The organism is Brevundimonas sp. LM2 (assembly GCF_002002865.1).
Lineage (GTDB): Bacteria > Pseudomonadota > Alphaproteobacteria > Caulobacterales > Caulobacteraceae > Brevundimonas.
On the sequence record NZ_CP019508.1, the window covers coordinates 2,059,824 to 2,074,447 of the forward strand.

General features: G+C 69.6%; 11 protein-coding genes. 3 read left to right on the forward strand and 8 right to left on the reverse strand.

From position 1 onward, the window contains the following. Positions 1–70 precede the first annotated feature (70 nt). Positions 71–1,345 carry a Coenzyme F420 hydrogenase/dehydrogenase, beta subunit C-terminal domain gene (locus BZG35_RS10100; protein WP_077355538.1) on the forward strand — a complete coding sequence of 425 codons (1,275 nt, stop codon included), beginning with the start codon at positions 71–73 and terminating at the stop codon, positions 1,343–1,345. Here BZG35_RS10100 and BZG35_RS10105 read toward each other — a convergent pair. Genes BZG35_RS10105 through BZG35_RS10115 form a run of 3 tightly spaced genes read right to left on the reverse strand, consistent with a single transcriptional unit; the run spans position 1,326 to position 5,589 of the window. Further along, positions 1,326–1,820 (reverse strand): GNAT family N-acetyltransferase, encoded by a 495-nt coding sequence (locus BZG35_RS10105; protein ID WP_216351842.1) that lies wholly within the window; start codon positions 1,818–1,820, stop codon positions 1,326–1,328. The genes BZG35_RS10100 and BZG35_RS10105 overlap by 20 nt on opposite strands. After that, positions 1,817–5,269: a transcription-repair coupling factor gene (mfd, locus tag BZG35_RS10110; RefSeq protein WP_077355539.1), complete on the reverse strand. Its 3,453-nt coding sequence runs from the start codon at positions 5,267–5,269 to the stop codon at positions 1,817–1,819. The genes BZG35_RS10105 and mfd overlap by 4 nt, the downstream gene beginning before the upstream one ends. Next, a complete protein-coding gene (locus BZG35_RS10115; protein ID WP_077355540.1) occupies positions 5,269–5,589 on the reverse strand; it encodes a succinate dehydrogenase assembly factor 2 in 321 nt (106 codons plus the stop codon). Before BZG35_RS10115 ends, mfd begins: the two co-directional genes overlap by 1 nt. Before the next feature lie 99 nt (positions 5,590–5,688). Between BZG35_RS10115 and recG the strand changes: the two genes are divergently transcribed. Beyond that, positions 5,689–7,782, forward strand: a complete 2,094-nt coding sequence (gene recG, locus BZG35_RS10120; RefSeq protein ID WP_077355541.1) for an ATP-dependent DNA helicase RecG — start codon at positions 5,689–5,691, stop codon at positions 7,780–7,782. Positions 7,783–7,786: 4 nt separating this feature from the next. Here the strand turns inward: recG and BZG35_RS10125 are convergent, their stop codons facing one another. From BZG35_RS10125 to kdsA, 5 genes are read right to left on the reverse strand one after another with little or no spacing between them, the layout of a single operon-like run. Further along, complete coding sequence (locus BZG35_RS10125; RefSeq protein WP_150126005.1) at positions 7,787–8,545, reverse strand: glycosyl transferase; 759 nt, start codon at positions 8,543–8,545, stop codon at positions 7,787–7,789. Then, on the reverse strand, positions 8,545–9,657 hold the full coding sequence (locus BZG35_RS10130; protein WP_077355543.1) for a DUF3089 domain-containing protein: 1,113 nt from the start codon (positions 9,655–9,657) through the stop codon (positions 8,545–8,547). Before BZG35_RS10130 ends, BZG35_RS10125 begins: the two co-directional genes overlap by 1 nt. Then, positions 9,654–10,643 carry an ADP-glyceromanno-heptose 6-epimerase gene (gene rfaD, locus BZG35_RS10135; RefSeq protein WP_077358027.1) on the reverse strand — a complete coding sequence of 330 codons (990 nt, stop codon included), beginning with the start codon at positions 10,641–10,643 and terminating at the stop codon, positions 9,654–9,656. The genes BZG35_RS10130 and rfaD overlap by 4 nt, the downstream gene beginning before the upstream one ends. Positions 10,644–10,651: 8 nt before the next feature. Beyond that, complete coding sequence (gene rfaE2, locus BZG35_RS10140) at positions 10,652–12,112, reverse strand: D-glycero-beta-D-manno-heptose 1-phosphate adenylyltransferase (protein ID WP_077355544.1); 1,461 nt, start codon at positions 12,110–12,112, stop codon at positions 10,652–10,654. Positions 12,113–12,160: 48 nt separating this feature from the next. Continuing rightward, complete coding sequence (kdsA, locus tag BZG35_RS10145) at positions 12,161–13,027, reverse strand: 3-deoxy-8-phosphooctulonate synthase (RefSeq protein WP_077355545.1); 867 nt, start codon at positions 13,025–13,027, stop codon at positions 12,161–12,163. Positions 13,028–13,143: 116 nt separating this feature from the next. Between kdsA and BZG35_RS10150 the strand changes: the two genes are divergently transcribed. Further along, a complete protein-coding gene (locus tag BZG35_RS10150; protein ID WP_253189142.1) occupies positions 13,144–14,607 on the forward strand; it encodes a deoxyribodipyrimidine photo-lyase in 1,464 nt (487 codons plus the stop codon). The last annotated feature ends 17 nt before the right edge of the window (positions 14,608–14,624 follow it).

Below are 14,624 nucleotides of genomic sequence, written 5' to 3' on the forward strand. Positions count from 1 at the left end.
TGACGGCTGACTCCAAGCATGGGTTTCTCGCGGTTCGGTTCTCTGAGGCCGACGCTTCGGGACGCTGCTCTTGCCTGTCTCCGCCGACCCCACAGCGCCGATCTGGGCCCCGCCGGTGCGTCCGCCCGTTCCACGTAACCTCTGCACCGACTGCGGCGTGTCGCGGATGGAGGACCCCAGCCTCTGCGGCAAGGCCTGCCAATTCATCAAGCCCGACTATCCGGCGCTGGAGACCCGCATCCACGGGCGACCGCGCGATCCTGCGCAGACGCCGGACGAGCTGTTCTTCGGCCCGGTTCGCCGCATGGTGCGGGCGACGCTGAAAGCCCCTGCCCCCGGCGCCCAGTGGACGGGCATCACCACCCGAATCGGCGAGCGACTGCTGGAGAGCGGGACCGTCGATGCCGTCCTGACCATGGCCCCGGACCCGGACGACAAGTGGCGCCCCATGCCGGTGCTGGTGACCGAGGCCTCGGCGATGGCCGAGGTGCGGGGCATGCGGATGGGCTATGCGCCCCTGTTGGCTCTGCTGGAGGACGCCCGGGCCCAGGGCTATCGTCGCCTCGCCGTCATCGGCATCCCCTGCCAGATCTATGCCCTGCGCAGCCTGGAGGCCGATCTGGGGCTGGACGCCCTCTACGTCATCGGCACGCCCTGTTCGGACAACACCACGACCGAGCGGTTCCACGAATTCCTGGCCCTGCTGTCGGAGCATCCCGACACCATCACCTATCTGGAGTTCCGCGCCGACTATCACGTCGAGCTGCGCTTTACCGACGGACGGGTGAGGACCATCCCCTTCCTGTCCCTGCCGATCTCGCAGCTGGCCCCGGACTTCTTCCCGCTCACCTGCCGGACCTGCGTCGACTACACCAATGCCCTGGCCGACATCACGGTCGGCTATATGGCTGGCGAGGGAGAGCAGTGGCTGCTGGTCCGCAATGCGCGCGGAGAGGCTCTGCTGGACCTGCTGGGGGATGAGGTCCGGCTGTCGGCTCCCGGAGACAAGGGAAAACGCAAGGCGGCCGTGGCGGGCTTCATCGCCAACGTCGAACGCGCAGCCGGCGGCCTGCCGCTGCGTCGCATGCCCGACTGGGTCCGGCCGATCGTCAGCTGGCTGCAGCCGCGCACCGGCCCGCGCGGCCTGGAGTTCGCCCGCACCCGGGTCGAGATGAAGGCGGCCGAGACCGTGATCCACCTGCGACGCGAGGAACCGCGCCGGATGAAGTCCATGATCCCCGACCACCTCTGGAGCCTGGTCGCGCCCTACGGCCTGACGCCGGCGGATGGCGAGCGCCGTTCCGACGTGGAAAAGGGCCGATCGCTCAGAGGCGGCGATACATGATGTGAAGGCCCACCAGGCCTCGCGTGGGATGATCGAACGCCTCCGGCACCGTGGCGAGGATGTCGAATCCCAGCGAGGCCCACAGGGTCACTGCGGCGACATTCGTCTCGACCACGGCGTTGAACTGCATCGCCCGAAAGCCGGCGTCGCGCGCCCGGTCCAGCACAGTCTGGCCCAGCAGACGGCCCAAACCCCGGCCCCTGGCGTCGGCGTCGACCATGCAGCTGGCGTTGGCCACATGCGCGCCCGGCCCCATCTGGTTGGGCGTGATCTTGGCGGTGCCCAGCACCTGCTCGCCGTCGACGGCCACCAGGGTTAAGCCCGGCGGCGGGATTATCCACAGGCCGCGGGCATCGGTTTCCGCCAGGTCGCGGGGCCAGGTATAGGTTTCGCCCGCCCGCACGACGGCCTCGACGATCGGCCAGATCGCCGGCCAGTCCGCGTCGGTCGCGGGCCGGACGACGATCTGGCTCACGCCCCGGCGACCCGGGCCAGGTCCGTGGTGATTCGCTCCGCGACCTTCAGACGGTCCTCGGAGGTCGGCCAGTCGCCCTTGACGACGATCTTCTGGTCCGGCCGGATCTTCCAGGTCGCATGGTTTTTCTGGATCAGCCCGACCAGACCGGCCGGATTGGGGAAGCGGTTGTCGCGCAGGGTCAGGACGCAGCCCTTGGGCCCGATGTCGATCCGCTCGATACAGGCCGTCTTGCAGTTGGCCTTGATCCCGACGATCCGCAGCAGCTGCTTGGCCTCGTCCGGCAGCGGGCCGAACCGGTCGATCAGCTCGGCGGCCAGGGCCTCGCGGGACTGATTGTTCTCGGCGTCCGACAGCCGGCGATACAGGCTGAGCCGGACGTTGAGGTCCGAGACATAGTCCTCGGGGATCAGCACCGCCGCCCCCACGTTGATGGCCGGGGACCAGCCCCGGTCGACCACGCCCTCGCTACCGTTCTGGCGAAGCTCGGCCACCGCGTCCTCCAGCATCTGCTGGTACAGCTCGACCCCGACCTCGCGAATGTGGCCCGACTGCTCGTCGCCCAGCAGATTGCCGCCGCCGCGCTGGTCCAGATCGTGGCTGGCCAGCTGGAACCCGGCCCCCAGGTTGTCGAGCGACTGCAGCACCTGCAGCCGCCGCTCGGCCGAGAGGGTCAGCGGCTTGGTGGCGTCGGTCGTCAGATAGGCGAAGGCGCGGGCCTTGGAGCGCCCGATCCGGCCCCGGATCTGGTGCAGCTGGGCCAGGCCGAACATGTCGGCCCGGTGCACGATCAGGGTGTTGGCGGTCGGAATGTCGATGCCGCTTTCGACGATGGTGGTCGAGACCAGCACGTCATAACTGCCGTCGTAGAAGGCGCTCATCACGTCCTCCAGCTGGGTCGGGCTCATCTGGCCGTGACCGACCACGAATTTGATCTCCGGCACCTGCTCGCGCAGGAACCGCTCGATCTCGGGCAGGTCGGACAGGCGCGCACAGACGTAGAAGGCCTGACCGCCGCGGTATTTCTCGCGCAGCAGGGCCTCGCGCACCATCACCGCATCCCACGGCGCGACATAGGTCCGGACGGCCAGACGATCGACCGGCGGGGTGGCGATGATCGACATCTCGCGGATGCCGGACAGGGCCATCTGCAAGGTCCGCGGGATCGGTGTGGCGGTCAGGGTCAGCAGATGCACGTCGGCGCGCAGGCTCTTGAGCTTCTCCTTGTGCTTGACCCCGAAATGCTGCTCCTCGTCGACGATCACCAAGCCAAGGTCCTTGAACCCCACCTGTTCGGCCAGCACCGCATGGGTGCCGACGACGATCTCGAACGTCCCGTCCTTCAGCCCCGCCCGGGTCTCGCCCGCGTCCTTGGCCGTGACCATGCGCGACAGGTGCCGGACCTTGATCGGCCAGCCGGCGAAGCGCTCGCTGAAGGTCTTGAAATGCTGGCGGGTCAGCAGGGTCGTCGGGCAGACGATGGCCACCTGCTGCCCGGTCATGGCGACGACGAAGGCGGCGCGGATGGCGACCTCGGTCTTGCCGAAGCCGACGTCGCCGCAGATCAGCCGGTCCATCGGCACGCCCTTGCCGAGATCCTCCAGCACGTCGCCGATGGCGTTCAGCTGGTCGTCCGTCTCCTCATAGGGGAAGCGGGCGCAGAACTCGTCGAACAGGCCGTGCGGCGGGGTGATGGCCTCTCCGACCCGCAGGGCGCGCTTGGCGGCCAGGGCGATCAGTCCCTCGGCCATGTCGCGCAGGCGGGCCTTGGCCTTGGCCTTGCGTCCCTGCCACGCCGCCCCGCCCAGCCGGTCCAGCTGGACCCCGTCGGATTCGGACCCGTAGCGGGTCAGCAGGTCGATGTTCTCGACCGGCAGATAGAGCTTGCTCTCGCCCGCATACAGCAGCTCGAGGCAGTCGTGCGGGGCCTGCTGGATGTCCAGCGTCTTCAGCCCCTCATAGCGGCCGATGCCGTGGTCCAGGTGGACCACCAGATCCCCGGTCGTCAGGGCCGAGGCCTCGGCCAGGAAATTCGAGGCCCTGCGCTTGCGCTTGGGCCGCGCCAGCCGGTCGCCCAGGATGTCGGTCTCGGAAATGACCGCGACGTCGGCCGTGGTGAAGCCGTGCTCGACCGGCAGGATGGCCCGCAGATACAGGTCCCTGGACGCCGCCTGCACATCGGCCCAGTCGCGGACGGGCACCACGTGATCCAGGCCGTGGTCGGCCAGCATGACGCCCAGCCGATCCGAAGACCCCTCGGTCCAGGAGGCGAACACCACCCGCTTGCCGTCCGCCTTGAGCGCGGCGGCATGATGAGCCACGGCCTCGAACAGGTTGACGCTGTCCTGGGCGCGTTCAGCGGCGAAGGTCCGGCCGAGCCGGCCCCCGGCATCCTCGGCAGCCCCGTCAAACGGGGTCAGGCGGCGCACGGCCCGGCCGGCCAGGGCCGAGTTCCAGTCCGCCTCGGGCAGATACAGGCGTTCCGGGGCCAGGGCCCGGTTCGCCGCCCCGCCCTTGGTCTTGGACGCCTCGCGCCGCGCCTCGGCCGCATCGCGCGTCAGGGCCCAGCGCTCGCCCCGCGCCGCCTCGACCTGATGGTCCAGGAAGATCGCGGCCCGGTCGGGCAGGTAGTCGAACAGGGTCTCGAGGTTCGGATAGAGCAGCGGCAGCCAGTGCTCCATGCCCTGACGCCGCGCGCCCTCGCTGACGGCGGCATACAGCGGATCGTCGCCCGCGGCCCCGAACAGGTTCAGATAGCCGGTGCGAAAGCGGCTGATCGTGTCGGGGTTCAGCAGCGCCTCGGACACCGGCGACAGGGCCACGTCGCGGCGTTGTCCGGTGGAGCGCTGGGTCAGGGGGTCGAAAGTGCGGATCGATTCCAGCTCGGCCCCGAACATGTCGAGGCGCACCGGCTCCTCGAAGCCCGGCGGAAAGACGTCGATGACCCCGCCGCGCACGGCGTATTCGCCCCGCTCGTTGACGGTGGAGGCCCGCATATAGCCGTTGGTGGTGAAATACTGCTCGAGAGCGACCGTATCGAGCTCCCGCCCAACGACCGCATCGAAGCCGGCCGAGGTGGTCACCTCGCGCGGCGGCGTCCGCTGCATCGCCGCCGCCACGGTCGTGACCAGCAGCAGGGGGGTGCGGTCGCTGGGATCGCGCCGGGCCAGGGTCGTCAACGCCGCCATCCGCTCCGCCGAGACACCGGACGTCGGGCTGAGCCGGTCGTAGGGCAGGCAGTCCCAGGCCGGGAACTCGAGGATCTCGACGTCCTTGGCGAAGAACCGGAAGGCCTGGACGAAGGCGCTGGACCGCGAGAAGTCGCGCGCCACGAAGACGCCGATCCCGCCCGCCGCCTTCAACCGCTCGGCGACGATCAGGGCGTCGAGCCCCTCCGGCGCCCCGCCCAGCTCGTGATCGGTGCGCCGCTCCGGGCCGGCTCCGTCCATCAACCCGCGCCCTCGGCCACGGCCGCCGCCACGTGGGCGCGCATGAAGGTACGCAGCTTCTGCATCAGGGGGGTGTCATGTTCAGCCGGCGTGGGCTGGGTCTCGATGATCCAGGCGTACAGCTCGTGGTCGTTGTCCTCGGCGAGCAGGGCCTCGAGCTGGTCCAGGTCTGCGTCGCTCAGGCCCGCGCCCTCGCGCTCCATGAACGGGCCCAGCACCAGGTCCGCCTCGCGGAAGCCGCGCCGCCAGGCGCGGAAGGTGATCCGGCCCAGCCGCTGCTGGCGAAGATCGGTCTCGGCACGCGCATTGTTATCGGCCACAAGAATCCTTGCCCGGTCCTGTCATTCGTAAGGATGAAGCAGATAGCGCTCTGCACGGCGTTTCGCCAGCGCCACGGCACCGTCTAAGCTGTCGCACTGATGCGGCCCCAGATTCTCTTTCCCCTGTTCGCCGAAGTCTCCAGCCTGAAGGGCGTGGGGCCGCGCACCCTGCCGCTGGTCCAGAAGCTGGCCGGGCCGCTGGTGCGCGACGTGCTGTTCCTGGCTCCGATTGGCGTCATCACCCGTCGCCGGACCCTGGCCGCCGACGCCGTCGAGGGCGAGATCGGGATCTTCGACGTCGTCGTCGACCGCATGATCGCCCCCGGCCGTCCCGGCGTGCCGCTGAAGGTCCGCGCCAGCGACGAGACCGGCTTCGTCCACCTGATCTGGTTCGGCGGCAGCCCCCAGCACATCGACCGCCAGCTGCCGCAGGGCGAACGTCGGCTGGTGTCCGGCAAGGTCGAGCGGTTCAACGGCGAGGTCCAGATCGTCCACCCCGACTGGATCGTGCCGCTCGACAAGGCCGAGGAGATCCCCACGGTCGAACCCGTCTATCCGGCCACGGCGGGATTCAGCTCGCGCCACGTCCGCAAGATCGCCCTGGGGGCCCTGGCCGCCGCGCCGGACCTGGACGAGTGGCAGGACCCGGCCTGGCTCGCGCGGCGCGGCTGGCCGGGCTGGAAGGCCTCCGTGGAGGCGCTCCACGCCCCGACCGGAGAGGCCGATCTGTCGCCGGACAGCCCGGCGCGCGAGCGGCTGGCCTATGACGAACTGTTCGCGCACCAGCTGGCCCTGGCCCGTCGCCGGCGGGCGCGCCAGATCACCCCGGCCCCGGTGTTCGCGCCCGGCGCGGCTTCGCGATCGCTCGTCGAGGCCCTGCCCTTCTCCCTGACCGGAGCCCAGAGCCAGGCCCTCGCCGAGATCCGCCGCGACCTCGCCTCGGGCGAGCAGATGGGGCGGTTGCTGCAGGGCGACGTCGGCTCCGGCAAGACGGCGGTCGCCGCCCTGGCCATGGCCGACGCCGCCGGCGCCGGGTTCCAGGCGGCGCTGATGGCCCCGACCGAGATCCTGGCCCGCCAGCATTTCCAGCGCCTGGGCCCCATGCTGGAAGCCGCCGGGTGCCCGACGATCCTGCTGACCGGCCGCGATACGCCGGCCGAGCGTCGCCAGCGCCTGACCGATCTCGCCTCGGGCACCGCCCGGATCGCCATCGGCACCCATGCCCTGTTCCAGGACGCGGTCCGCTTCGACCGCCTGGCCCTGGCCGTGATCGACGAGCAGCACCGGTTCGGGGTCAAGGAGCGCGCCCGGCTGCAGGCCAAGGGCGATCCGCGCATCGGCGGCGTTCATCTGCTGACCATGTCCGCCACCCCCATCCCGCGCACTTTGGAACTGACCCAGTACGGCGAGCTGGAGGTCAGCCGCCTGACCGAAAAGCCCCCCGGTCGGACGCCGGTGGCGACCGCCGTCCTGCCCCTGGCCCGCATCGGCGAGGTGGCGCAGCGGCTGAAGGCAGCCGTCGAAGCCGGGGCCCAGGCCTACTGGATCTGTCCGCTTGTGGCCGAATCGGAGATCAGCGATCTGGCGGCGGCCGAGGAGCGGGCGCGCGATCTCCGGCGCATCCTGAGCATCGAGATCGGCCTGGCCCACGGCCAGATGCCGGGAGCCGAGCGCGAGGCGGTGATGGCCGAGTTCGCCGACGGCCGGCTGCCGGTGCTGGTGGCCACGACCGTGGTGGAGGTCGGGGTCGACGTGCCCAACGCCACCATCATGGTGATCGAACACGCCGACCGCTTTGGTCTGGCCCAGCTGCACCAGCTGCGCGGCCGGGTCGGGCGCGGGGCCAAGTCCAGCGCCTGCATCCTTCTGTACGGCGGGCAGGACGGGGGCCTGGGGGAGACGGCGCGCGAGCGGCTGGAGACCCTGCGGCGCACCGAGGACGGGTTCGAGATCGCCGAGGAGGATTTCCGCCTGCGCGGCGGCGGCGATCCCCTGGGCCTGAAGCAGAGCGGCTTTCCCGCCTACCGCTTCGCCGACCCTGTCCGCCACCGCGCCCTGATGCTGGCGGCCTCCGACGATGCGCGGCTTGTCCTGGGACGCGACCCTGATCTGGTGTCGGCCAGGGGCCAGGCGATCCGTACGTTGGAGGCCCTGTTCGACTGGAGCCACCGTCTCGGCGAGGGGCTGGATTGAGGGTCTAGAAGCCCACCGCGTGGCGACGAGCCGATCTCAGGGCGTTCATCAGACGCTCCCCGTTGCGGATCAAGGCATTGGACCGCTCGCCTGCGACGGCGTCATCGCCGCCATAGACCGTCTGCACCCTCTGGGTGATGTCCGAAGGACCGATCCGCTGGCCGGCATAGATGGGTTGGCACAGGGCGATGGAAAACCGCCGGCCGATCTCCCGGCGCATCCAGCGATCGACCGCGCCCTCCCGCGCGATCCAGGCCCAGACCGTCGCCTCGGTCGGCAGCTGCTCGATCAGCCAGTCTCGCAACGGGGCCGTCACGGCATAGGCATGGGTGTCGAGCGCCCCGGATATCCTCGCGACGCCGGCGCGCGGATGCCGGTCCGCATTCTGCGGCTTGCTCGCGCCCAGATACAGCATGTCCCAGTCGGCCTGGGCCAGGATCGCCGGCAGTCGGCCGCCGACCGCCGGCACGGCGTCATCCTCGAGGATCAGGACGCGTCGCCAGCCTCGGGCCTGCGCCTCGCGCAGGGCCCGGCCGTGCGACAGGGCGCACCCCGCCCGCCCGGCCCAGGTGAGATCGCGCTTTCGCCCCCGGAACCAGGGCCGCTGGCCGAAGCCGGCGATCGAACGCCCGTCGGATGCCGACAGCCGAACGACGCGCGCCCAGGGCAGGATCTCCTGCCAGTCGGCCTGGAACTCTGCCCAACGATCGGGTCGGCGATCCAGATTGATGACGATGATTCCGTCGATCCCGGCGTCGCCCATCAGGCCGCTGCCCCCGCACTGACCGTTGTCCAATGCTTCAGACGTTCGGCGACGTCGGATTCGATGTCGGCGTAGAACAGGCTGTAGGCGGGAATTTTTCGCCGTTCGGCCCAGGTTCCGCGATCGCGGAAGGACTCGCCCTGCGGCTGGGTATGCCACAGCACCCCATCCTGGCATTTGGCCGAAACGATCCGGCTCTGAAACGCGGGCCGCGCGCCCCATTCCAGATTGGTGGCATTGGTCGCGCCGCGGCTCTGTCTCATGGTCGCGGACGGCATCTCCGTCGACCCGGTCACCGGATTGACGCAGGCGAGGGCCGCCGCCTCCGTGCTCACCAGCGCCCCGTACTGGTCCCAGGTCAGGGCCCGGCGCACCAGACGACGCGCCGCCGCCGCGTCATCCGCCCGCACCGCGCGCCAGGCCAGCGCGCAGCCGACCTGGTCTCGCTCGGCGCAGAGCGGCACCTGGTTGAAACGCGCGACCGGAATCAGACTGTCCATCAGATAGGCCGCCACGAGCCGATCGCGGAGGACTGGGTCGCCGTCGAAGCGATCGTGCAGCAGGCGTTCCGCCAATTCGGCGCCCTGCTCGACCCCGGCGACGACGATGGGGCCGTCCGGATGGGTCGCGATCCAAGCGTCGAAGGCCTGTTCCACATCCCGGTAGGCGAAGGCGCGCGCATCGCGGGCGTCGTCGCGCAGCGTCAGGCGCGTATACAGCGAGGCCTGACGATAGCGCGGCACGCTGATGGCCCCGGCGCGGGCGAACGGCCCGGCATAGTTCGGCAGCACGACCCGTCTCAGATAGGCCTCGGCCTTGGAGTCTCCGATCGGACTGTTCCAGTCCCGACCGCCGTCGAAGGTGGTGGAGTGCACAAAGAACACCGCGGCGCCGCCCGCGCCGGGCACCTTCATGTCGCGCATGATCCAGGCGTCGGCCGATCTGTAGTCGGGCGCGGGCGGGGGCGTGTAGGTCTGGAAGGGAATCTCCGGATCGAGGCTCGCTTCCAGGATGTCGCCCTGCCAGATGGCGACGGCGAGGGCGATCAGCACGACAAGGCCAATGCCCAGCCAGCCGATGGTCTGACGCAGGCTGAGCCGCGCGAGTCTCACCGGTAGGGGTCCGGCTGGGACAGATAGGTCTGGACGTAGCGGCGAACCCCCTCCTCCAGCGGCGTGGATTGGCCACCGAAGCCGAGGGACCGGATCCGGTCCATTCGAGCCTCGGTGAAATACTGGTACCGGTCGCGGATGCCTTCCGGCATGTCGATATAGGTCACGGCCGGATCGCGCCCTGCGGCGGCGAAGGTGGCGTGGGCCAGGTCCAGAAAGGATCGCGCCTGGCCCGAACCGGCGTTGAAGATGCCGCTGACGGTCGGCGTGCACAGCAGCCAGTCGACGATGTCGACCACATCATCGACGAAGACGAAGTCGCGCAGCTGGCCCCCATCGGCATAGTCCGGGTGGTGAGAGCGGAACAGGCTGACGGGCTCGCCGGCCGACACCTTGGGCCAGATCTGGGCGACGACCGACTTCATTCCGCCCTTGTGGCCCTCGTTCGGCCCATAGACGTTGAAGAACTTGAGCCCGGCCCACTGCCTGGGAGCATGGGCGCGACTGGCTTCGCGCACAGCGTACTGGTCGAACAGTTTTTTCGAATAACCGTAGGCGTTTAGGGGCTGCAGCTTGGAGATGGCTTCCAGTGATTCGTCATCCTGAAAGCCCGCTGTGCCGTCGCCATAGGTGGCGGCCGAGGAGGCATAGATCAGCCGCGCCTCGTGCGCCGCGCACCAGTCCCACAGGTCGCGGGACAGGCTGAAGTTCGTGCGGAGGATGAGGTCGGCATCGGACTCCGTGGTCGAGGAAATCGCCCCCATATGGACGACGGCGTCGACCTGGCCGGCGTGGCGGTCCAGCCGGGCGAACAGCTCCTCCGGCTGCCAGAAGTCGGCGACGGCGGACTTGGCCAGGTTGCGCCACTTGCCCAGATCGGCCTGCTCCAGACGGTCGCAGACGACGACGTCCCAGCGATCCTGGGCGCACAGGCGCGAGACGATGTTGGAGCCGATGAAGCCGGCCCCGCCGGTGACCACGATCATGCGCCGCATCAGCCCGCTCCGCCCTGCATCTTCGCGATCGTGCCAGTGGTGGAATGGCCGTCGGTGAAGGCGGCCAGCCGCACCTCCCCGCCCCAGCTCTCGACCAGATCGCCGCCGACCACGCCCTCGCGCGTATAGTCGGCCCCCTTGATCAGCACGTCCGGCCGCAGCCGCTCGATCAGCCGGATCGGGGTGGGATCGTCGAAGGCCGTGACCCGGTCGACGCTGGCCAGGCCGCCGATGACGACGGCGCGGCTGTCCAGATCATTGACGGGTCGCCCCTCCCCCTTCAGTCGCCGAACCGAGGCGTCGGTGTTCAGCGCCACCACCAGCCGGTCGCACCACGATCGGGCCTGGGCCAGGTAGGCGACATGGCCCCGGTGCAGGATGTCGAAACAGCCGTTGGTGAAGCCGATCTTCAGCCCCTGACGCCGCCAGGCCTCGACCTCGCCCGCCAGATCGTCCAGCCCCGTGACCTTGGCGAGAGCGGCCCCCGCGTGCTGGCTGACCTCGGCCTCGATCAACTCGGCCGGGGTCACCACGGCCGTGCCGCTCTTCCCGACCACGACGCCCGAGGCGAGGATGGCCAGCTGAACCGCCTGTTCCAGCGAGGCCCCGGCCCCCAGCGCAAGACCCAGGGCCGCCAGACCGGTGTCGCCGGCTCCGGAGACGTCGAACACCTCGCGCGCCCGTCCGGGGAAATGCTGCACCGGCTCGCCCCGCCGGATCAGGCTCATACCCTTGCCGGCCCGGGTGACGACGATGGCCTTCGCCGTCGTGGCGGCAAGGAGCGCGGTCAGGGCCGCCTCGATCTCCGCGTCGGTCCCGACGGGAAGGCCGGTGGCCCCCGCCAGCTCGGAGGCATTGGGCTTGATGACGTCGACGGCCCCATAGCGGGCGAAGTCGCGGCCCTTGGGATCGACGATGATGGGGATGCCCGCGTTCTGCGCCTGCCAGAGCGCCGATCGGATCAGTCGCTCGGAGATCACGCCCTTGGCATAGTCCGACAGGAGAATGGCGGAAGCGCCTGAAAACACGTCGTCGTTTTCGAAGGCTCCGACCAGAGTCTCCTCTTCGTCCAATCGCATCAACTGCTGGCCGCCCGAGACATAGCGGGTCTTGACGATGGTGCCGGCCGGGCCGGTGCGGGCGATGAAGTCCTCGATCCCGGCCTCGGCGGCGACGAGGGCGGTCAGCTCGGCCCCGGCGGCGTCTTCACCCACCACGCCCCCCAGCCGGGCGGTGCCGCCCAGAGCCGCGACGTTGCGCGCCACGTTGCCGACTCCGCCGGGCATGGTCACCGTGCGCCGGGCGCGCAGCACGGGGATGGGGGCCTCGGGCGAGATGCGGCTGACGTCGCCATAGACATAGCGGTCCAGCATCAGGTCGCCGACACAGGCCACGGTCTGTCCGTGCGCCCGCTCCAGCAGGGCCTGCAGGGTGCCGAGATCGAGAGTGCGTTCCGCCATGATGTCCCAGCTAAAGCGCGGCGGCCTGGGACACAACCGCGTCCGACATCAGGCCGCCCTGGCCATCCGCGCCTTCGACAGGTCGTCATAGGCCAGCAGTTCGGCGGCCAGGGCCTCGAACTGATTCAGGGGGACCATGTTGGGGCCGTCGGAGGGAGCGTTGTCCGGGTCCTGGTGGGTCTCCATGAAGACGGCGTCGACGCCCACGGCGACGGCGGCGCGGGCCAGGACCGGCACGAACTCGCGCTGGCCGCCCGAGGAGGTCCCCTGCCCGCCCGGCTGCTGCACGCTGTGGGTCGCGTCGAACACGACCGGGCAGCCGATCTCGCGCAGGATCGGCAGGGACCGCATGTCGCTGACCAGGGTGTTGTAGCCGAAGCTGGCCCCGCGCTCGCAGGCCATGACATTGGGATTACCGGCCCCGACCACCTTGGCGATGACGTTCTTCATGTCCCAGGGGGCCAGGAACTGACCCTTCTTGATGTTGATGGCCTTGCCGGTGGCGGCGGCCGCGAGCAGCAGATCGGTCTGGCGGCTGAGAAAGGCCGGAATCTGCAGCACGTCGACGGCCTGGGCCGCCTCGCGCGCCTGATCCTCGGAATGGACGTCGGTCAGGACCGGCAGGCCGGTGACCTCGCGGATCTCGGCGAAGATCGGCAGGGAGTCCTTCAGGCCCAGCCCGCGCGCGGCGCTGGCGCTGGTGCGGTTGGCCTTGTCGAAACTGGTCTTGTAGATGATGCCGACGTTCAGACGCTGGCCGATCTCCTTGAGCGCATGGGCCATTTCCAGCGCGTGCTGGCGGCTTTCCAACTGGCAGGGGCCGGCGATGAAGGCGATGCGCGCGCCGCCGCCGATGACGACGGGCGTCGTGATGCCGGAACCGGACAGGGTGATGACGGCGTTAGGAACGTTCATGGTCGGGCTTTCGAGAGAGACAATCTGACGGCTGGCGTCGCTGGCTTGCGCCGCCTATGCGGCGATCAGGTGGTCCCGACCGCTTCCGACCGCAACCTATCACGGAGCTTCAAGGCGTGGCCACCGACAGCGCGACCCCCGTCATCCTGTGGTTCCGCCGCGACCTGCGTCTGGCTGACAACCCGGCCCTGGACCAGGCCCACGCCACCGGACGGTCCGTGGTGCCGGTCTATATCCATGATGAGGGCAAGGGGCTGCGCGCCCAGGGTGGCGCTTCGCTCTGGTGGCTGGACCGGTCACTGCCCGCGCTGGCGGCGTCGCTGCAAGAGCGTGGCGCGACCCTGATCCTGCGCCGGGGCGATTCGGAGGCCGAACTTCGCCGGCTGATCGCCGAGACCGGAGCCGACGCCGTCTTCATGAACCGCCTGTTCGAGCCGGACGCATGGTCTCGCGACGCGGACATCGCCCATGCCCTGGAAGGCGACGGCGTCGAATGTCGCGGATTCAACGGCAAACTCCTGGCGCGGCCAGGCAGCCTGTTGAACGGCTCAGGCGGCCCCTACAAGGTCTTCACACCTTTCATGAAGGCCCTGCGCGCCCAGGCCGAGCTGCCCGCCCATACGACCGGGCCGCGCGATCTCGCGGGTACTCCGGCCCTCGCCAGCGACGATCTGAAGGCCTGGCGGCTCAGCCCTACGAACCCGGACTGGTCAAAGGGTTTCGACTGGACACCCGGAGAGCGTGGTGCGGCCGAGGCCTTGAAGGGGTTCGTCGCCGGCGGCCTCAGCGACTACGCTGCCGGTCGAGACCGCCCCTCGGTGGCGGCGACCAGCCGGCTTTCACCCCATCTTCATTTCGGCGAGATCAGCCCCTGGCAGGCCTGGCGCGCGGCGCGCGACGCGGCCGATGCGGGCAAGGTGCCGTCGAACGAGGCGGACAAGTTCATCGCCGAACTGATCTGGCGCGATTTCTCGGCCCACCTCCTGCACCATTTCCCCACCCTGCCCGAAAAGGCCTTCCGGCCCGAGTTCGACGCACTGCCCTGGCGTGAGGACGCGCCCGGCTTCGCGGCCTGGACACGCGGCCAAACGGGCTATCCGATCGTGGATGCCGGGATGCGCCAGCTGTGGACCACGGGCTGGATGCACAACCGGGTCCGGATGATCGTCGCCTCCTTCCTGATCAAGGACCTGCTGATCGACTGGCGCCAGGGTGAGGAATGGTTCTGGGACACCCTGGTGGACGCCGATCTGGGGTCCAATTCGCAGAATTGGCAGTGGGTGGCGGGATCCGGCGCGGATGCTTCACCGTATTTCCGAATCTTCAATCCGGTCACCCAAGGACAGAAGTTCGATGCCGACGGTCTCTACGTCAAACGCTGGTGCCCGGAGCTGGCTCAGCTTCCGGCCCGCTGGGTCCACGCGCCCTGGGAGGCCCCGCCCGAGGTCCTGCGCGACGCCGGCGTCCGACTGGGGACAACCTACCCCCGTCCGATCGTGGATCACGCCAAGGCTCGACTGCGCGCCCTGGCCGCCCTCAAGACCGTGTCCGCCGAAAGACACGATGCCGCAGGCGATTGACGGCGCTTCAAGCTTGG

What these genes read in the sequence shown, in the direction of transcription:
- mfd (WP_077355539.1), bottom strand. Translation starts at nt 5,269, where the DNA reads ATGGACGGAGCCGGCCCGGAGCGGCGCACCGATCACGAGCTGGGCGGG.
- recG (WP_077355541.1), top strand. Translation starts at nt 5,689, where the DNA reads ATGCGGCCCCAGATTCTCTTTCCCCTGTTCGCCGAAGTCTCCAGCCTG.
- BZG35_RS10125 (WP_150126005.1), bottom strand. Translation starts at nt 8,545, where the DNA reads ATGGGCGACGCCGGGATCGACGGAATCATCGTCATCAATCTGGATCGC.
- rfaD (WP_077358027.1), bottom strand. Translation starts at nt 10,643, where the DNA reads ATGATCGTGGTCACCGGCGGGGCCGGCTTCATCGGCTCCAACATCGTC.
- rfaE2 (WP_077355544.1), bottom strand. Translation starts at nt 12,112, where the DNA reads ATGGCGGAACGCACTCTCGATCTCGGCACCCTGCAGGCCCTGCTGGAG.
- kdsA (WP_077355545.1), bottom strand. Translation starts at nt 13,027, where the DNA reads ATGAACGTTCCTAACGCCGTCATCACCCTGTCCGGTTCCGGCATCACG.